Below are 19,497 nucleotides of genomic sequence, written 5' to 3' on the forward strand. Positions count from 1 at the left end.
AGGGGGATTTTTTTATGCGCCGTTATGTCTCATGACCACTTATCAAATCGACAGTATTTACAAGAGACGGGTAGAGTGCAATGTTGCTATATCAAGGCTATGTTATAGTGCATTTATTGTATTAATATCTTAAGATTTATCTGCTAGCTTACATCTCTCAATTGGAATAGCTTCTATGCGTTATCATAATACCTACGTCAAACTAGACACCCGTCTTTATCATGAGCAATTGCCAACACCTTTAGATAATCCTCGTGCCGGTCATTTTAATATTCAAGTTGCTGAGCAGCTGGGCTGGACGGAAGATACAGATTTGATGAATCGTTGGGTTGAGATACTTGGTGGACAATATGTGCCAGCTGAATTTCAGCCTTTATCAATGGCGTATGCCGGTCACCAGTTTGGGCAATGGGCAGGGCAATTGGGCGATGGTCGCGGCTTATTGATGGCGCAAGTACTCGATGAAAACAACCAATTACAAGACTTGCATCTAAAGGGTGCAGGCTTGACTCCCTACTCACGCATGGGCGATGGACGTGCGGTATTACGCAGTACCATTCGTGAGTACCTGTGTGGTCATGCGCTCACTCAACTTGGCATCTCTTCCTCTAATGCGTTGGGATTTGTGGTATCAGATACCAAAGTGCGCCGCGAGCGAATAGAGGCCGGAGCGGCTTTAATGCGTGTGGCTGACAGTCATATTCGCTTCGGTCATGTTGAGTGGATTGCCAGCTTTGCGCCCGACTTACTCGCTGAATTTACCGACTATATGATTGATACCTACTACCCTGAGTGCCGTGATAGTGATAAACCAGTCTTAGCATTTTTGCAGGCGGTGGTTGAACGTACCGCACGGATGATAGCCGACTGGCAGCTGATTGGTTTTGCGCATGGTGTTATGAATACGGATAACTTGTCTATTACCGGCAGTACTCTAGATTTTGGTCCGTTTGGCTTTATGGAACGCTTCAACCCTGCTTGGATCAACAATCACTCTGATCATAGCGGACGCTACGCCTATCAGAATCAGCCTGCTATTGGTCATTGGAATCTAAATATTTGGTTACCGCACTTTATGCGTCTAGACGGTGTGACGCGCGAGACGTTAGCAGATTGTCTAGCACCTTATGAAGCGACCTTTATGCAGCATTATCAGCAAGGGCTATGCCGCAAGCTTGGATTGCCGCATCAGCGTGAGAGTTTAAGCTTAGCGTTTGAATGGTTGACACTGCTAGAGGATAATTTACTCGACTATACCAATAGTTTCCGAGCGTTATTAGGCTTAGTCGCACCGGACGAGCATCATTATGAGCAGCAGTTGCTTGCAACCTTGACGGCCGAGCTGAATCCTGAAGCACAGCAAGTCTGGCAAGCATGGTCGATCCGTTATCTGGCACAAGTAAAGCAGGTATCGATTACTCAAGCAATTGAGGATATGCAAGCCAGCAATCCTATTTATGTATTGCGTAACAGCATGGCTCAGCGTGTTATCGTTGCCGCAGAGCAAGGACAGTTTGAAGAACTAAATAGAGTATTCGAGTTGCTTGCTAGCCCTTATACGCTACATGATAGCGCCATTGACCTTGATACCTTACCGCCTGCGCCTCATGCACCGCAAATGCCAATCAGCTGTTCATCTTAATATATATTTATTCTGTAATATTTTGAAATATTTTGCATTTGGGGTTGATATTTGGGTCATTTTTTTGGCATTATCAACTAGCTAAATAATGAATATCAATTTATTATATTGTGTGCGCAGTTCATAGTCCTTAGCTAGGCAAATTATTGGCGATAATGTAGACTATCTATTTTGCACTATTGTTGTTTTTTGCTGATGTTTAAGCGCCGCATAGCACCCCTTAACAATCAATGTACACTCATGATCATATTCAATGGTTATTGAGAATTAGGCATTAGTTTTTATCACCATTTAATTTATTCCAATTTATCCTAACCATGGCAATTATTATGAATGACGATATCACTTTGAATACGGACACCCCTAGTACGGAAAAAGAGCAGTTTGAACAAGCTGCCTTACATTACCATGAGTTCCCTCGCCCTGGTAAAATCTCAGTTACTCCTATCAAGCAATTGGCAAACCAACGTGATCTGGCGCTCGCCTATTCACCAGGTGTGGCAGTTCCTTGTCTTGAGATTCAAAGAGACCCATCTCTTGCGGCAAAATATACCGCACGTAGCAACTTAGTTGGTGTTATCACCAATGGTACAGCGGTGCTAGGTTTGGGAAATATCGGTCCATTGGCATCAAAGCCTGTGATGGAAGGCAAAGGGGTTCTATTCAAAAAGTTCGCTGGTATTGACGTTTTTGATATTGAAATTGCACAAAACGATCCGGACAAATTCATTGAGGCAGTTGCTTCTTTAGAGCCTACGTTTGGTGGGATTAATTTAGAAGACATCAAAGCACCAGAGTGTTTCAAAATCGAGCGCGAATTGCGTAAGCGTATGAACATTCCAGTATTCCATGATGACCAACATGGCACGTCAATCATTGTTGCGGCGGCGATGCTTAATGCATTAATCATCACGAACAAAAAAATTGAAGATATTAAAATCATTTGTTCTGGTGCCGGTGCTGCAGCGATTTCTTGCTTGGACATCATTTGCGCCCTTGGTGTGAATAAAAACAATATCTACGTATCAGACTCACGTGGCATTATCTCTACTACCCGTGAAAACCTTGATGAAACCAAACAACGCTATGCTCGTGAAACCACTGCTACGACTATTGAAGAGCTGATGGATGATGTCGACATGTTCCTAGGCTTATCTATGCCGGGTACATTGACAGAAGACATGGTTCGCCGTATGGCAAAAGACCCTATCATCTTTGCGCTTGCTAACCCAACGCCTGAGATCATGCCAGAAATCGCCCATGCCGTCCGTCCAGACGTTATTATGGCAACCGGTCGCTCTGATTATCCGAACCAAGTAAACAACGCATTGTGTTTCCCTTATATCTTCCGCGGTGCATTAGATGTGGGCGCAACGACTGTCAACGAAGAGATGAAAATTGCATGCGTACGCGCCATTGCTGCTATGGCACATGTGGAAGCGACGCCAATGAGCAACGTCAAAAACGTTGAAAGTACGCCAAGCTTTGGTCGTGATTACCTGATTCCAGGACCACTTGAGCCAAACCTAATCATTGAAATTGCCTCTGCAGTCGCCAAAGCGGCTATGGATTCAGGCGTTGCAACGCTTCCTATCGCAGATATGAAAGCCTATCGTCAGCGTCTGTCTGAGTTTGTCTATAACTCAGCGTTTGTAATGAAGCCTATTTTTGCTCGTGCAAAAGCAGATCCAAAACGTATCGTTTACTGTGAAGGCGAAGACAGCAACGTACTATTAGCGGTACAAGTGGTCGTCGATGAGCAGTTGGCTTATCCAATCTTGGTCGGTCGTCCTTCAGTGATCGAAAATAACATTGCAAAGCTAGCACTACGCTTGAAAGATGGCGTGAACATTACTATCGTCAATGTTGATGATGATCCGCGCTATAACGATTACTGGAAAGGCTACTACGAGAAAAACAAACGTACTGGTGTCAGTATCGAGCTTGCTCGCCGTGATGTGCGCCGCAAAACCTCTTTAATTGGTGCGCTTTTGGTTGAAAATGGCGATGCCGATGGTATGATTTGTGGTACATTCGGTCACTATCAGCTGCATTTAAAATATGTCGGCAGAGTGATCAATAAAAAAGAAGGCATTAATGATTTTTACGCGATGAATGCGGTGCTCATGCAAGATCGTAATATTTTTATTGCTGATACCTATATCCATGAAGACCCAACTGCTGAGCAATTGGCTGAGATGACTGTATTGGCAGCTGAGCAATTGTGCCGCTTTAGCATTACCCCACGTGTGGCCTTGGTGTCGCATTCAAACTTCGGAACTTCTGATCGTGCCAGCGCGGTCAAAATGCGTAAAGTACATCAACTACTGACCGAGATGAATGTCGATTTTGAGTTTGACGGTGAAATGCAAGGTGATGCTGCACTTGACGAACATATCCGTGCCAATGACTTGCCTTCGAGCAATCTTAAAGGTTCAGCAAATCTACTTATCTTGCCAACGTTAGATGCGTCGAACATTGCCTTTAACCTGCTCAAGACAGCAACCGGTAGCGCGTCTATCGGTCCTATTTTGTTAGGTGCAAGCAAACCTGTACATATCCTAACGCCATCAGCCACAGCGCGCCGTGTGGTTAATATGACGGCACTTGCGGTCACTGAAGCTCAGGATTTAGATAACGAGAAGCAGTAATCGATTACGTTCTTCAAAGTCAAAGTGCGCAATTAAGACGGTCTCTTGCATTTTTTATAGAGACCGTCTGCTATACTAAAACCAGCCAATGCCTAAAGTATTGGCTGGTTTTTTTTGACAAAATTTAGGTTAATTGGTAGTAAATATAAAGAGAATATTATGCAAGTGTATCTCGTCGGCGGTTCGGTACGTGACCAGCTATTAGGACGCCCTATCAAAGATAAAGACTTCGTTGTCGTTGGGGCAACAGTTACTGAGATGCTTGACGCAGGGTTTCAGCAAGTAGGCGCAGATTTCCCTGTATTTTTGCATCCGGTGAGCCGTGAGGAATATGCCCTCGCACGAACTGAGCGTAAGCAAGGTTTGGGCTATCAGGGCTTTAGCGTGCATGCCAGTATTGACGTTAGTTTAAAAGACGATTTGCAGCGGCGCGACTTGACGATCAATGCCATGGCCATAGAGGTTACTAGCTTAACCGACGATACCCCGATAAATGGTGACGTGATTGATTATTATGGCGGACTGGACGACATAAAAAGCAAGACCTTACGTCACGTCTCAAATGCCTTTAGCGAAGACCCTTTACGCGTGTTAAGAACAGCGCGCTTTTATAGCCGCTACTATGATTTGGGGTTTACCATCGCGGATGAAACGTTAGTACTGATGCGTGAATTGGTGGACTCAGGAGAGCTTGCCCATTTAAGTAGCGAGCGTATTTGGCAAGAGTCAAGCCGTGCAATGATGCAACTCTCCCCTCAGGTATACTGGCAACAGTTATTTGATATCGGCGCCCTTACAGGATACTTTGCCCCATTACATCAGGCTTGGAACGATGGGCAGATACGAGAAACGGTACAAACAGCACTATATTTTTCTGGTCAAATGCAGCTTAACTTATCGCAGCGCTGGGCCCTACTGATGACCAGCCTGTTATCCTCTGTATCTCATGCCAATCCTAACAATTTAGACGCCTCTGATGTGACAATGGCCTGTAAAGGCATGAATGATATTGGCAACACGGCTAAAGTACCAAAAGCACAAACTCAGTTTGCCAGCTTATTTATTCAACAAATCGCAAAATTAAGTACTATTAACCATCTCACGGCGGCTGAAAAAATAGATCTTATTCAAGCCTGTAGCGCCCATAAAGCACCTGAAAAACTCTCGCAGCTCTTAGTCACAAGCCAAGTCATGCAGTTAGCGCTACAACATCGACAAATGATGTTGGCGTTGAATAGCTTTCACGCTATTGGTATGAATGATATTGATCAAAATCTTAAAGGTCCAGCGATCGGTCAAGCGCTGCGTCAAGGCAGGATTGAACATTTACAAACGCGAGCTGTCTGACTGAAAGGGTCTGCATACGCCTTGAAACCTTAAACCCATATTTTAATCAAAATACTAACATGACTCAAAAACTTCCACCTATTCAGACTATGACGATACCTGCGCCTGTCATGCTCGTTACGGGCAGTGCTAAGCGTATCGGTGCTGCTATTGTTCGTGCGGCTCATAAGCAAGGCTATCGCGTTATTATTCATTGTCATCATAGCGAGCAAGAGGCCCATGCCTTAGCAGACGAGCTAAATGATAATTGCCCTCATAGCGCCGTGGTTATTGTTGCAGATTTGGCAGTGGTGAATCAGGCTGATACTCTTGAGCATCTAACCCAAACCATCATGCAAGCATTTGGGCAACTAGACGTACTGGTACATAATGCTTCTCGCTTTTATCCCACTCCCCTTGGCAGTATTATTCATGACCAATGGGATGAGCTGCTGTTAAGCAATGCCAAAGCGCCATTACTATTAAGCCAAGCGCTATATCCTTATCTAAAAAATCAGCAAGGCTGTATTATTAGTTTGCTTGATATCCATGCGCATGATAAGCCATTTGCCAATTATACCGTCTACAATATGGCAAAAGCGGCGCACCGGATGATGGTACAGTCTTTAGCGCTAGATATGGCGCCTGATGTACGCGTTAATGGGGTCGCGCCTGGGGTCAATATTTTACCCGATGCAGATAGCGATCAAGCGCTTGATAGCGAGCAGCAAAATAAGATTATAAGCTCTATCCCTATGCAGCGCATAGGCGTCCCTGCTGACATTGCCCATGGTGTGCTTTATTTGGCACATGCCAGTTATGTGACGGGTGAGATAATAACGGTAGATGGTGGACGCAGTTTGACGCTGGCTGGTGGTCATTAATGATAATTCATCAAATAGTAGGCGCTATCTGCTAATTTTTACTTGAAAATATATAAAAATCAGGTATCATTGTGCGTCTAAAGGGCCCATAGCTCAGTTGGTTAGAGCAGAGGACTCATAATCCTTTGGTCGTAGGTTCAAGTCCTACTGGGCCCACCAAATTCAAACCCCGTAAACGCAATGTTTATGGGGTTTTTTGTTGTCTAGTGTTTTTAGCTGGCTTGTTAAAGTGTGCGATAAACCTCTGAGGGTGGATTTGCCTATCCCCAATGAATCAGCACCGTCAGGTATTTTACGTTTGTGTTCAACGACTAAGCTGATGGCTTCTAATTTGAATTATCGGGTATATTGATTGCGTTTGTTGGTCATACTATGTTCCGTCTTTTGTTTAGTATGACCTCTTAGCAGCTGTCCGAATTTATTATGCCACTACATGCTGGCATGTCTTAGCAAGTCCTTGCTGCTTTTATGAGTACTCAATTGGCTTAATTAATATCGGGGTTTGCTTTGCAAGCACCCTTATTTACGCTTTCTGAACTTAGCAGCCCACCGCTTTCAATGTAATCGTTTTAATCCTCTTAGACTAGACACTTATGGTGCATAGAAAATCATAAAAACCATCATGGTGCGAAAAAAGTGCAATATCTCCTAAAAAGACCGATATTGGTGCGTTTATTGTGTATTTTGGAATGGCATAAATATTGAAGTGTTAATAGCAGTTAGAAATGGTTTGTTAACTCGGCCTACCAAGCTGCTACTTTATCTTTTTGGAGAAATATATGTCTTTATTGCCAACGCTTATCACTGCTACTCCTATCAGTACAAACTATCGTATCGACTCAAAACTCACATCACGTTTGTCTCTACTAGCAGTAGCCGTCGTAGGTAGCTTAAGCCTTATAGGTTGTCAAAAACCTGCAGAAACTAGTGCTGAAACCAATTCTACAGCCACAAAAACCGAAACGGCCGAGACCACTACTACCCCTGCGGCAGATGGTGACACCATCAAAGTTGGTATCTTGCATTCTTTATCTGGAACGATGGCCATCTCTGAAACATCCTTAAAAGATACTGCGCTCATGACCATTGATGAAATTAATGCTAATGGCGGTGTGTTGGGTAAGCAGCTAGAGCCAATCGTCGTAGATCCCGCTTCTGATTGGCCGTTATTCGCTGAAAAAGCACGTCAGCTATTAACTCAAGACAAAGTGGATGTCATATTTGGTGGTTGGACGTCGGTATCACGTAAGTCAGTGCTGCCTGTCGTTGAAGAGTTAAATGGCCTCATGTTCTACCCTGTTCAGTACGAGGGTCAAGAGCAGTCAGAAAACATTTTCTACACTGGGGCGGCTCCCAATCAGCAAGCTATTCCTGCCGTTGAATACTTAATGAGTCCAGAGGGTGGTAGTGCAGAACGCTTTGTCTTACTTGGGACAGATTATGTCTATCCTCGGACTACTAACCAGATACTGCGTGCGTTCTTAAAATCTAAAGGCGTCGCTGAAAAAGATATCATGGAAGAGTACACCCCTTTCGGTTTTAGCAACTATCAGACCATCGTGGGCAACATTAAAAGCTTCTCTACTGGTAAAAAGACGGCGGTTATCTCTACCATTAATGGGGATTCAAACGTACCTTTTTATCGTGAACTTGCCAATCAGGGTATTAAAGCCTCTGATATCCCAGTCATGGCATTCTCAGTAGGAGAAGAAGAGCTTCGCGGTATCGATACCAGCTTATTACAAGGGCATTTGGCGTCATGGAACTACTTTATGTCGGTTAAAAATCCTGTCAATAGCGGCTTCACCAAAAAGTATAAGAAATATGCGCTAGATCATAAGCTACCGAATGCTGAAAAGGTCGTAACCAATGATCCTATGGAAGCCACCTACGTGGGTATCAATATGTGGAAACAAGCAGTCGAAAAGGCAGGTACCACTAATGTCGACAAAGTGCGTATTAGTATGGGAGGTCAGACTTTTGACGCACCATCAGGGTATACATTGAAAATGGATGAGGAAAACCATCACTTATGGAAGCCTGTCATGATCGGTCAAATCCGTGCCGATGGTCAGTTCGATGTGATCAGCAAAACGCCAAAAGTCATTCGTGCTGAGCCATGGAGTCAGTACATTCCTAAATAAGGTGTTGTCACCTAAACCGCAATCCTTAGCCCTTAGCCCTTAGCCCTTAGCCCCTTAATGGTATCAATACCAGCAACCCTTTAGCTCCTCTACTGATAAAACAGTTTTTCAGTAGAGGTTAGAGGAGTGTTGACTGCAAAAAAGGAACCATCATGTCACATTACCCTTCCTATTATAAAAGTGACGCGCAAGCCAATTATTCTAATAAGACTTTTATCATCGCCTTACTATCTTTACTCCTCCTCATTGCTATCACATCAGCTGCTCATGCTCACGAGACGCCAATAGCCCACAGCCATGGCGAGAAACTATCTACTAATACTGTGGCAGCGACATCCAATGCTGTAAGTGAAGAGATCTTACTCGCTCAAGACGACACCTTACTTGCTCAAAACAAGCAGTCTCTGACTACGCCTACTAATTTTGCGATAAGTAAAGGGGATGCTATCGAGCAGTTCGTTGCTGCTGACTTCACCATTCGCCAAACCATGCTCAACCAGTGGCCGGGGTCAGTTGAGAGTTTGGATACTTTAGTTGAGCTGATAAAAAACGATGAGCTATACCAAGGCAATGGCGGGAAAACCTACCTACTTAACAGCGAAGATGAGCTATTTACTTATCCTGTTAAGCAGCTGACCACCGAGTGGCCGAGTGACTTGGCGCAAGTGACTTTGACCAATACGCTACGCTCAGCCTTAGTATTTGGACAAGCCAAGGTTAAGCTTGAGTCAAACGATCCTACGCAACGTATGCAGGCAGTTACTATCTTAGCGGACAATATCGAACAGCTAGATCCAGCGCTCATAAGTACTGCTGCCACTAATGAGCAAGACGACGACGTCAAAACAGCGTTGAGTACTTTACAAGCGAGGATTGATTTTAGAGACGGCGACGTTACTACCCAAATTGCCGCGCTTACCATCCTTGCTGATAGTGATAGCCCGCAAGTCTTAGTTGATGTCAAAAAAGCATTGGCGGCAGATGATATCGATCCTGTGCTCAAATCTGCGCTGTTAGATGCTGAGGATAGTATTGAGCAGCGCATTACCATCAGTACTTGGATAGGTCATCTGTTCACGGGACTTAGTACGGCAAGTATCTTACTACTCGCGGCATTAGGGCTTGCCATTACCTTTGGTCTGCTTGGGGTCATCAATATGGCCCACGGTGAGCTCATTATGATTGGTGCTTACGCCACTTATATGGTGCAAAATCTCTTTCAGGCGTATTTTCCTAGTATGACTGGATGGTATCTGGTTGCTGCTATACCCGTCGCTTTCTTAGTCAGTGCCATTATCGGCATGATTATCGAACGAATCATTATTCGCCCGCTTTACGGTCGTGAGCTTGAAACCTTACTGGCAACTTTCGGTGTCAGTTTGATTCTTATGCAGTTGGTTCGGATGATATTTGGCGCGCAAAACGTCGAAGTCAGCAATGTCGACTGGTTGAGCGGTGCCTATCAAGTGTCCTCGAGCCTTGTGCTTCCCTTCAACCGTATCGCTATTATCGGCTTTACCATCATTATTCTTATGCTACTGGTGTACTTACTTAATAAGACTCGTTTCGGGCTATTTGTGCGCGCTGTCACTCAAAACCGGCAAATGGCACGTGCAGTTGGTATCTCATCTGCTCGCATCGACATGTTGGCTTTTGGACTTGGCTCGGGTCTCGCAGGTCTCGCTGGCTGTGCCTTAGCGCAAGTAGGCAATGTCGGACCCGACTTAGGTCAGACTTATATTATTGATGCGTTCTTAGTCGTCGTGGTTGGCGGTGTTGGGCAAGTATGGGGCGCGGTATTGGCATCTTTAGGTCTTGGTGTCAGTGGTACGGTGCTAGAGATTGGCATTGGTGCTGTGATGGCTAAGATTGTATTACTGGTTCTTGTGATTTTGTTTATTCAAAAACGTCCACAAGGTTTATTCGCCCTCAAAGGCCGTTTTGTGGATTAAGGAGAACCTCATGCGTTTGACTCAATTATTATCTGATTCCCCACGTAATGCCATTTTGATTGGTTTGTGTTTTTTAGTGCTACTGATATTGCCTTGGCTCCATCTACTACCTGAAACCTCTAGTTTTCACCTGTCTGCTTACTGGATAACTTTGATTGGTAAAATAATGGCGCTCGCCATGGTAGCACTGGCTTTAGACTTGGTCTGGGGCTATGCCGGCATTCTAAGCTTAGGTCATGGTCTTTATTTTGCGCTAGGAGGTTATGCCTTTGGCATGTACTTGACGCGTGAAACTGCTGGCACGGGCTTGCCAGACTTTATGCGTTTCTTAAGCTGGACCGAGCTGCCGTGGTATTGGGCAGGTACTCAACATTTTTGGTGGGCGATGGCTCTAGTGGTATTAGTTCCGGGTCTGGTCGCTTTCATCTTTGGCTATTTTGCTTTTCGCTCAAAAATCAAAGGGGTTTATTTTTCGATTATTACTCAAGCCATGACCTATGCGGCAGCCTTATTATTCTTCCGTAATGAAACAGGCTTCGGTGGTAACAATGGCTTCACAGGTTTTACCACGCTATTAGGTTATGACATCACTGCCTCTTCAACAAGGGCTGTGCTGTGTTTTACGACCGCTTTGGCGCTGCTACTGTCCTATCTTGGACTACGCTACCTGATGAGCCAGCCTTATGGGCGCGTGCTCGGTGCCATTCGTGATAGTGAAAATCGATTGCAGTATTTAGGCTATCGCACGCTTTGGTACAAGCTTTCTGCTTGGGTATTGTCTGCAGTCATTGCTGGTATCGCTGGTGCTCTATATGTACCGCAAGTTGGCATCATTAATCCGGGTGAGATGAACCCCGTCAACTCTATCGAGATGGCAGTATGGGTGGCTGCGGGAGGAAGAGGTTCACTCATTGGTGCTATCGTAGGTGCAGGTGCAATCAATGCAATTAAGACTTATTTTACCGTCGCCTACCCTGAGTTTTGGTTGCTTATCCTAGGTGGATTATTTGTGGTGGTTACTTTATTTCTCCCTAACGGCATCATTGGCGTACTTGATCGTTTTAAAAAGGAAAAAGAATAATGTTAATAACTAATGTTGCTACTTCCCAAAAAGTTACTAACGATGCGCTTGTTAAAAACAATCCTAGTATTAATAATCCAATGAAAAACTCTAAAAATACACCACACATAACGGTCGCAGAAAACACGCCTACCCGACCAGTCACTACTTTGGCTGAAGATTACGGAGATAGCGGGGGCTTGGCGCATCCTGTTCCCAAATCAGGGCCGGATATGAGACATGGTATTGCGCTGTATTTAGAAGACGTTAGCGTGTGGTTTGACTCGTTCCGTGCACTCAATGATCTATCTTTATACATTGAGGCAGGCGAGCTACGTTGCATCATCGGCCCTAATGGCGCAGGTAAGACGACTTTAATGGATGTTATTACGGGTAAAACGCGTCCCACTAAAGGCAGTGCATTTTTCGGTCAAGTACATAATTTAGCCAAACTATCTACCGAAGAAATAGCCGAAGCAGGTATTGGCCGTAAGTTTCAAAAACCTACCGTGTTTGAGAAATTTACCGTACTTGATAACTTAATGCTGGCCGCGCCAAAGGACAAACGAGTATCAAAAAGCTGGTTTACTCGTATTGATGCAGAAATCCAAGATACACTTGACTCAACGCTTGATCAAATACGCCTAAAAGATCTGATTAACAAGCCAGCAGGACTGTTATCTCATGGTCAAAAACAGTGGCTAGAGATTGGGATGTTACTGATGCAAAGACCAAAGCTTATTTTGCTTGATGAACCAGTGGCAGGCATGACAGATGCCGAAACCGAACATACCGCTGAGTTATGTCTGCGCCTCAAAAAGAATCATACTTTAATCGTGGTTGAGCATGACATGACCTTTATTGATGCCATCAGTGAGAAAGTAACGGTCTTAGCAAATGGCGCTATTCTGGCTGAAGGCACGTTGAGTGAAGTGCAGAATAATGAAGCCGTCATTGAGACTTACTTGGGTCGATAATTGGTAGTAGTGCTTAGAAATAGACCTAAAAAATAGAGGTGCTTATATGTTAGAAATTAATGCCATAAATCAATATTATGGTGGCAGTCACATTTTACGTGATGTCACCCTCGCCGCCCCTGTAGGAAAATGTAGCGTGGTACTGGGTCGTAATGGCGTCGGTAAAACCACCTTGCTTAAATGCTTGATGGGCATCCTACCAATAAAATCAGGTGAAATTTTATTAGACGGTAAGGACATTAGTCAGATGACGCCTGAGCAGCGTGTGCGCGCAGGTCTCGCTTATGTACCGCAAGGACGTGATATCTTTTCCACTTTGACCGTTGAAGAAAACATTCTGATTGGCATGGCGAAATTCTCTCAACGAAAAGCAAGCAAAGTACCCAAACACTTGTATGATATATTTCCAGTGCTGGACGAGATGAAGCATCGGCGCGGCGGCGATCTATCTGGCGGTCAGCAGCAGCAGCTCGCTATTGCTCGTGCGCTTGCCTCCGAGCCATCTGTGCTGGTACTCGATGAGCCGACTGAAGGTATTCAGCCCTCTATCATCAAGGACATCGGGCGGGTCATTAGGGATTTAGGTTATCAAGGTAAAATGGCCATTATACTGGTCGAGCAATTTTATGAGTTTGCAGAAGAGCTTGCCGATAACTATACCGTGCTTTCTAGAGGACAAGTAGTTGCTCAAGGGGCTGGAGTTGACATGGCAAAAAACAACATTCAAGAGTTGGTGGCAATCTAAAAGGACACTTTCTAAAAGGGCACTTTCTAAAAGGAAATACAATTTTGACTTGGCAATCCTCACTACAGCTTCATTTCGACTGCGCCTCTACTGCTGCAAAAACTCGGCTGTGTCATCGTGCCCATACTGGCGCACTCATGGTGCAGCGCGCGCTGTATACTGAGCCTGATAGTACTGATAACAGCCAAGCAGGGATTTGCCATATTTATGTGTTGTATCCTCCTGCTGGTATCGCCGATGATGACCGCTTAACATTGGAATTTGACCTACACTCTAACAGCCATGCGGTGATTACCACCCCTGGAGCCGGCAAATGGTACGGGCAACGCAAATCATTACGATCCTCTAGACCTAGCGACTCATCAAAATTTAACAACGGTACTCAATCGGCAAATAACAACACTTCTAACGACTGTTTTAATGATGTTGTCAGCGCAGAACAGCATATCGACGCCCACCTTGATAACCACGCTATTCTTGAATGGCTCCCTCAAGAAAGTATCTATTACGATCATTCTGTCTCTACTGCCAATAATCGCTTTTATTTGGCTAAGACGGCAAGTTTATTGACTTGGGATATTGCTGTGTTCGGACGTCAAGCGTATCAAGAGACGTTTGCTAATGGTCATTATGCCAACCGCTTAGAGATATGGCGTGAGAGTGATTTATTGGTCAGTGAGTGCACTTCCCAGCAAGCCAATACGCGCTGGTTTACCTCACCATTAGGGCTGAACAATCAACATGTGCATGGCTCTTTTTGGGCAATACCTAGCACAGAGGTCATTGCGCCTGAGTTACAGAATAATCCGCTCAAGCTCGGTCAATATTTAGATACCACTATTACAGAGATACGCAGCCTCATTGATCAGCAGTCACTACCCATTCACTGTACTCACAATTTTCAAGGTATCAATTGCCGTTATTTAGGGGCAGATGTGCGTGCCTGCTTTGAAGCTTTTTACCAAATTCGCGAGCTTATCAGGTCTAAATGGTATGCGCTTGAGCCTCATCGACCGAGAATTTGGGACACCTAATATCATGTGCTCCCACTTAATCTCATCCCTGAACAATGCTTAATCAAACCAGAATGACTCTACTTAGTACATTTAACTTGGCACCTTTACTTTATGAAGATTAAAAACGAATCATAGTCTTTAAAGCACAATAATTATTAAGGAAGCTTTATGCAATTAAATCCTACAGAAAAAGATAAACTCTTACTATTTACCGCAGGCATGGTGGCGGAACGTCGTAAAAATCGCGGCGTCAAGCTTAATTATCCTGAGTCTATCGCTTACATTAGTATGTTACTAATGGAAGGCGCGCGTGATGGCAAAACCGTGGCACAACTGATGAGTGAAGGAGCCACTTATCTCTCTGCCGATGACGTCATGGAAGGCATCGCAGAGATGATAGATGATGTCCAAGTTGAAGCCACTTTCCCCGATGGCACTAAGCTGGTGACGGTACATAACCCCATCGTATAGCTTGTTTGCTATAAAGTCGTATACAACGATATTGAACTAGAGCCATTGCCGTAAGACGATTAAGGATAATAAAAATGACGATGAAAGTAGGCGAATATAAGATTAAAGCAGGCGATATGGCATTGAATGCTGGTCGCTGCGTGCAAACCATAGCAGTAATCAATACCGGCGACCGCCCTATTCAAATCGGTTCTCATTATCACTTCTATGAAGTCAATGCAGCACTGAGCTTTGATCGAGAGTCGACGCTTGGCTATCGACTCAATATCCTATCTGGCACTGCTGTACGTTTTGAGCCGGGCCAAGCGCGTGAAGTGGAGCTGGTTGCCATTTCAGGTAGACAGCACATTTATGGTTTTTCAGGCGAGGTTATGGGCGTTGTAAACCCTAAAATCTCTCAAACTACCTCGAAAAAACGCATTGACCGACGTATCTATGCCGAACATTTTGGCCCTACCACAGGGGATAAGGTACGCTTAGCCGATACAAATTTATGGCTTGAGGTTGAATATGACTTGACCAGTCATATTGATCACCAGCCTGACATTGATAGCGTCAGCATCGGTGAAGAGGTTAAATTTGGCGGCGGTAAGGTTATCCGCGATGGCATGGGTCAGTCACAGCTAATAGGTGAGCAAGTTGCCGATACTATTATTACCAATGCTCTGATTGTGGACTACAGCGGCATATATAAGGCAGATGTGGCTATCAAAGAGGGTCGCATTAGTGGTATCGGTAAAGCTGGTAACCCTGATATTCAGCCTAACGTGACGTTACCTATTGGCGCTGCTACCGAAATCATCGCAGGAGAAGGTAAAATCTTGACTGCTGGCGGTATCGATAGCCATATTCATTTCATTGCGCCGCAGCAATGTGAAACTGCACTAATATCTGGTATAACCACGATGTTAGGCGGTGGTACGGGACCTGCTGAAGGTACTCTTGCCACTACTTGTACTCCTGGTGCTTATCATATTCACAGCATGCTAAAAGCCACTGATGCTATTCCAATGAATATTGGATTCTTAGGTAAAGGCAATGTTAGTTTACCTGCCCCCATTGTAGAGCAGATTGAAGCGGGTGCTATCGGGCTTAAGCTTCATGAAGACTGGGGCTCCACGCCCAAAGCCATTGACAATTGCCTTAGCGTGGCTGAAAAATATGATGTGCAAGTGGCTATTCATACTGATACGTTAAATGAAAGCGGCTATTTAGATAGCACTCTAGGCGCGTTTAAAGACCGTTGTATCCACACCTTCCATACCGAAGGCGCTGGCGGCGGTCATGCCCCAGATATCTTAAAAGCTATTGGCGAAACCAACGTCTTACCCTCATCAACCAACCCGACGCGCCCTTTCACCATTAATACCATTGACGAGCATCTCGACATGCTTATGGTTTGTCACCATTTAAGCCCAGCCATTGCTGAAGATGTCGCTTTTGCAGAAAGCCGTATTCGTAAAGAAACCATTGCCGCTGAAGATATTTTACAAGATATGGGTGCTATCTCCATGATGAGTAGTGATTCGCAAGCGATGGGACGCGTGGGAGAAGTCATTATTCGCACGTGGCAAACGGCTGATAAGATGAAAGCCCAGCGTGGTCACCTTGCTCCTGATCAATCAGCTAAAACTGAGCAATCCTTAGACAATATCATGCTAAGTCCCACTGACTCTGATAGCGGCAACGACAACTTTCGTATCAAACGCTACCTCGCAAAATACACCATCAATCCCGCTATTACCCATGGCATTAGTGATGAAGTGGGATCACTTGAGTTGGGAAAATGGGCAGATTTAGTGTTGTGGTCGCCTGCATTTTTTGGCGTAAAGCCTGATTTAATTATAAAAGGCGGTTTGATTGCAGCGGCACCTATGGGCGACCCCAATGCTTCCATATCCACCCCACAGCCTGTGCACTATCGCAGCATGTTTGGCAGCTTCCCCAAGACAGTGGCGCAGACTTGCATCACCTTTATGTCAAGTGTGGCTATTGATAAGGGTGTTGATAGGCAATTAGGATTAGAAAAGGTCATCAAAGCAGTACACAACATTCGCAAGGTACGCAAACAAGACATGAAATTCAACAGCTACTGTCCTCAGATGGAGGTCAACCCTGAGACCTATGAAGTGTATGCCGATGGTGAGCTGCTGACCTGTGAGCCTGCCGACTATCTACCGATGGCACAGCGCTATTTTTTATTCTAGCTACTTTTTATTCTAGCTACTTTTTATTCTAGCTACTTTTTATTCTAGCTGCTTTTTATTGTCGTGCTGATAATCCACGATCAGCTGTGAATCATCTACTTAAACGGACTATAAACATAATTATGAACATTTATACGCAACGTCTCGATCCATCAACCCTTAGCGCTGAAAAACAGGCGATCATTGATAGGCAAAAACAGGCAGAAAAATTTTTATATTTAGATTTCGACACCCGTCAGCGTAGCCGTTTTAAAGCAGAAACCCAGCACCAAGAATCCATTGGTGTTGATTTGCCACGTACGGAAACCATTAAGAATGGCAGTGTTTTAGCAGACTATCAAGGCAACCTAATACAGATTATGGCCGCCAAGCAGGGATTAATCGAAGTAACTGCCGATAATAACTTTGACCTTATGAAAGGCGCTTACCATTTAGGCAACCGCCATGTGCCTTTAATGCTGACCCCTACTGCCCTCTACTTTGAGCCTGACCATGTTTTAGAAGCGATGTTACATCAACTTGGCCTACATACCCAAGCCGTACAAGCGCCCTTTGAGCCAGAGACTGGTGCTTATAAAGGCAATCAAGGCGGACATTCTCACTCTCATGGTCATAATCATAGTCATAGTCATCACGACCATGACCATTCACACACCCACGGCAACTCTCATGATTAATCATGCCACGCACTCCCAGCATCCTGCCAGTACCGCACAAGGTATAAATGATTTGAATCATGCAGATGTGACCGGACGTTTGCTCATGCTGGCGTCAAGCAACTTACCTATTGGCAGTTATACCTACTCGCAAGGCATAGAACCTGCTATTGAGTCAGGGCTTATTCATGATGAAAGCAGTAGTATGGATTTTATGAGTGATTATCTGGAGCTGGCATTATGTCGTTATGAGCTACCGCTACTAGCGCTCATGATTGAAGCCCTTATGATTGAGGACGTCACACTTGCTGATGCTTTAGGTGCAGATTACCACGCTAGCCGCGAAACCAAAGAGTTCGTCTATGAGTCAAGTCAATTGGCTCTGTCTTTATCCGCATGGCTTGATAATGTCCTTGAGCTCAATGTGCCTGATAGCTTACTCGCCCATGGGTTTTTGCCGCTGTTTGCCCATATTAGCTCGCACTGGCAATTTAACCCTGTACAAGCCATGACCACTTACGCCTTTGGCCAAATCGAAAACATGGTGCTGGCTGCGGTCAAGACCGTACCGCTTGGGCAAATGGCAGGACAGCGAATCATTTGGCAGCTGCAACAGCTACTAAGCCAACAAGTACAGCCACTGGCTGCTCGCGTCAAGCAAAGTTTTTTGTACGCTCAAAGGCTGCCGTTAATGGCAGATACGCCTGACATAGCGATATCAAGGCTAAATCTACTTTATCAACAGTTACAAATATCCGCTAACTTACCAAATTTAGCGCTCCTGTCTTGCCAGCATGAAAGGCAATATAGTCGCTTATTTCGCTCTTAATCGCTGATAACCCAAACACTTATTGAGGACATTTATTTATGGCACTAACTCCTAAAGTCGAAAACAAACATTCAGACACGACATTATCGCCATTACGCTTAGGTATTGGTGGCCCTGTAGGCTCAGGAAAAACGGCATTGACGCTGAGATTGTGTCAACACCTGCGCGATGATGTCAACATGGCCGTGGTGACCAATGATATATATACCAAAGAAGACTCTGAATTTTTAACGCGTCATGAGGCCATGCCAGCCGAGCGTATTCGCGGTGTTGAAACCGGTGGCTGCCCGCATACTGCCATCCGTGAAGATGCCTCAATTAACTTATCTGCCATCGCCGAATTACAGCAGCAATTTGCAGGTCTTGAGCTTATTATCATCGAGTCTGGTGGTGATAATTTGGCAGCAACTTTTAGCCCTGAATTGTCCGACTTGACACTATATGTCATTGACGTGTCTGCAGGCGATAAAATTCCTCGTAAAGGCGGCCCTGGTATCATGAAATCGGACTTGCTCATTATCAATAAAACCGACCTTGCCCCTCTCGTAGGCGCGTCACTTGAGGTGATGGCACGTGATGCCAAAAAAATGCGCGGCGATAAGCCTGTGGTCTTTAGCAACATGAAAACGGGTGAAGGCGTTGATGACATTGTTGCCTTTATCCTTGATAAAGGCATGATAAGCATAGCGTAAGACTGTGCCTATAATGCCACATGCTATGGCATAAATAGAGGTTCTGCAAACTACTAAATGATAAGCAGATTATCAGACAGTGATCATATCGATTAGCTTACACATTAAGGATTTATCATGACCATAAAAACCTCACAAACCATGATATAGTCAATTCCAAATAAAACAGATACGTTATGTTCCAACGCAGTACTGGTATAAATTTTTCTGGCGTGCTGTGCCTACGCCGACAGAGGCTGCGTAAA

General features: G+C 44.7%; 15 protein-coding genes and 1 tRNA gene. All 16 read left to right on the forward strand.

Annotated features, from left to right (window positions below):
* Positions 1 to 175 precede the first annotated feature (175 nt).
* Positions 176 to 1,642, forward strand: coding sequence for a protein adenylyltransferase SelO (locus FQ083_RS02040; RefSeq protein ID WP_149408621.1), 1,467 nt, complete (start codon positions 176 to 178; stop codon positions 1,640 to 1,642).
* Positions 1,643 to 1,971: 329 nt separating this feature from the next.
* Positions 1,972 to 4,293: an NADP-dependent malic enzyme gene (locus FQ083_RS02045; protein WP_020443216.1), complete on the forward strand. Its 2,322-nt coding sequence runs from the start codon at positions 1,972 to 1,974 to the stop codon at positions 4,291 to 4,293.
* Positions 4,294 to 4,452: 159 nt separating this feature from the next.
* Positions 4,453 to 5,640, forward strand: coding sequence for a tRNA nucleotidyltransferase (locus tag FQ083_RS02050; RefSeq protein WP_149408622.1), 1,188 nt, complete (start codon positions 4,453 to 4,455; stop codon positions 5,638 to 5,640).
* A gap of 59 nt (positions 5,641 to 5,699) precedes the next feature.
* Complete coding sequence (locus tag FQ083_RS02055; RefSeq protein WP_262498172.1) at positions 5,700 to 6,503, forward strand: pteridine reductase; 804 nt, start codon at positions 5,700 to 5,702, stop codon at positions 6,501 to 6,503.
* Between the two features lie 82 nt (positions 6,504 to 6,585).
* A tRNA-Ile gene (locus tag FQ083_RS02060) sits at positions 6,586 to 6,662 on the forward strand.
* Between the two features lie 674 nt (positions 6,663 to 7,336).
* A complete protein-coding gene (urtA, locus tag FQ083_RS02065) occupies positions 7,337 to 8,647 on the forward strand; it encodes an urea ABC transporter substrate-binding protein (RefSeq protein ID WP_149408792.1) in 1,311 nt (436 codons plus the stop codon).
* A gap of 152 nt (positions 8,648 to 8,799) precedes the next feature.
* The gene (gene urtB / locus FQ083_RS02070) at positions 8,800 to 10,599 is read left to right on the forward strand and encodes an urea ABC transporter permease subunit UrtB (RefSeq protein ID WP_149408623.1); all 1,800 of its coding nucleotides are present in this window, start codon (positions 8,800 to 8,802) and stop codon (positions 10,597 to 10,599) included.
* A gap of 10 nt (positions 10,600 to 10,609) precedes the next feature.
* Entirely contained in the window at positions 10,610 to 11,680 is a 1,071-nt protein-coding gene (urtC, locus tag FQ083_RS02075; protein ID WP_010200558.1) for an urea ABC transporter permease subunit UrtC, read from the forward strand.
* Positions 11,680 to 12,636 carry an urea ABC transporter ATP-binding protein UrtD gene (urtD, locus tag FQ083_RS02080; RefSeq protein WP_149408624.1) on the forward strand — a complete coding sequence of 319 codons (957 nt, stop codon included), beginning with the start codon at positions 11,680 to 11,682 and terminating at the stop codon, positions 12,634 to 12,636. Before urtC ends, urtD begins: the two co-directional genes overlap by 1 nt.
* Before the next feature lie 46 nt (positions 12,637 to 12,682).
* Entirely contained in the window at positions 12,683 to 13,381 is a 699-nt protein-coding gene (urtE, locus tag FQ083_RS02085) for an urea ABC transporter ATP-binding subunit UrtE (RefSeq protein WP_149408625.1), read from the forward strand.
* Between the two features lie 44 nt (positions 13,382 to 13,425).
* The gene (locus FQ083_RS02090; protein WP_149408626.1) at positions 13,426 to 14,415 is read left to right on the forward strand and encodes an urease accessory protein UreD; all 990 of its coding nucleotides are present in this window, start codon (positions 13,426 to 13,428) and stop codon (positions 14,413 to 14,415) included.
* Positions 14,416 to 14,565: 150 nt separating this feature from the next.
* Positions 14,566 to 14,868: an urease subunit gamma gene (gene ureA, locus FQ083_RS02095; protein WP_149408627.1), complete on the forward strand. Its 303-nt coding sequence runs from the start codon at positions 14,566 to 14,568 to the stop codon at positions 14,866 to 14,868.
* A 74-nt stretch (positions 14,869 to 14,942) separates the two neighbouring features.
* The gene (ureC, locus tag FQ083_RS02100) at positions 14,943 to 17,075 is read left to right on the forward strand and encodes an urease subunit alpha (protein ID WP_149408628.1); all 2,133 of its coding nucleotides are present in this window, start codon (positions 14,943 to 14,945) and stop codon (positions 17,073 to 17,075) included.
* Between the two features lie 122 nt (positions 17,076 to 17,197).
* The gene (gene ureE / locus FQ083_RS02105) at positions 17,198 to 17,752 is read left to right on the forward strand and encodes an urease accessory protein UreE (RefSeq protein ID WP_149408629.1); all 555 of its coding nucleotides are present in this window, start codon (positions 17,198 to 17,200) and stop codon (positions 17,750 to 17,752) included.
* Positions 17,745 to 18,560 (forward strand): urease accessory protein UreF, encoded by an 816-nt coding sequence (locus FQ083_RS02110; RefSeq protein WP_149408630.1) that lies wholly within the window; start codon positions 17,745 to 17,747, stop codon positions 18,558 to 18,560. The genes ureE and FQ083_RS02110 overlap by 8 nt, the downstream gene beginning before the upstream one ends.
* Before the next feature lie 38 nt (positions 18,561 to 18,598).
* Positions 18,599 to 19,252, forward strand: coding sequence for an urease accessory protein UreG (gene ureG / locus FQ083_RS02115; RefSeq protein WP_149408631.1), 654 nt, complete (start codon positions 18,599 to 18,601; stop codon positions 19,250 to 19,252).
* Positions 19,253 to 19,497 lie beyond the last annotated feature (245 nt).

Source organism: Psychrobacter sp. ANT_H59, assembly GCF_008369225.1.
Lineage (GTDB): Bacteria > Pseudomonadota > Gammaproteobacteria > Pseudomonadales > Moraxellaceae > Psychrobacter > Psychrobacter cryohalolentis.

Bases quoted from the DNA above. Each gene is read 5' to 3' on its own strand.
- FQ083_RS02040 (WP_149408621.1), top strand. From the start codon at position 176: ATGCGTTATCATAATACCTACGTCAAACTAGACACCCGTCTTTATCAT.
- FQ083_RS02045 (WP_020443216.1), top strand. From the start codon at position 1,972: ATGAATGACGATATCACTTTGAATACGGACACCCCTAGTACGGAAAAA.
- FQ083_RS02050 (WP_149408622.1), top strand. From the start codon at position 4,453: ATGCAAGTGTATCTCGTCGGCGGTTCGGTACGTGACCAGCTATTAGGA.
- FQ083_RS02055 (WP_262498172.1), top strand. From the start codon at position 5,700: ATGACTCAAAAACTTCCACCTATTCAGACTATGACGATACCTGCGCCT.
- urtB (WP_149408623.1), top strand. From the start codon at position 8,800: ATGTCACATTACCCTTCCTATTATAAAAGTGACGCGCAAGCCAATTAT.
- urtC (WP_010200558.1), top strand. From the start codon at position 10,610: ATGCGTTTGACTCAATTATTATCTGATTCCCCACGTAATGCCATTTTG.
- urtD (WP_149408624.1), top strand. From the start codon at position 11,680: ATGTTAATAACTAATGTTGCTACTTCCCAAAAAGTTACTAACGATGCG.
- urtE (WP_149408625.1), top strand. From the start codon at position 12,683: ATGTTAGAAATTAATGCCATAAATCAATATTATGGTGGCAGTCACATT.
- ureA (WP_149408627.1), top strand. From the start codon at position 14,566: ATGCAATTAAATCCTACAGAAAAAGATAAACTCTTACTATTTACCGCA.
- ureC (WP_149408628.1), top strand. From the start codon at position 14,943: ATGACGATGAAAGTAGGCGAATATAAGATTAAAGCAGGCGATATGGCA.
- ureE (WP_149408629.1), top strand. From the start codon at position 17,198: ATGAACATTTATACGCAACGTCTCGATCCATCAACCCTTAGCGCTGAA.
- FQ083_RS02110 (WP_149408630.1), top strand. From the start codon at position 17,745: ATGATTAATCATGCCACGCACTCCCAGCATCCTGCCAGTACCGCACAA.
- ureG (WP_149408631.1), top strand. From the start codon at position 18,599: ATGGCACTAACTCCTAAAGTCGAAAACAAACATTCAGACACGACATTA.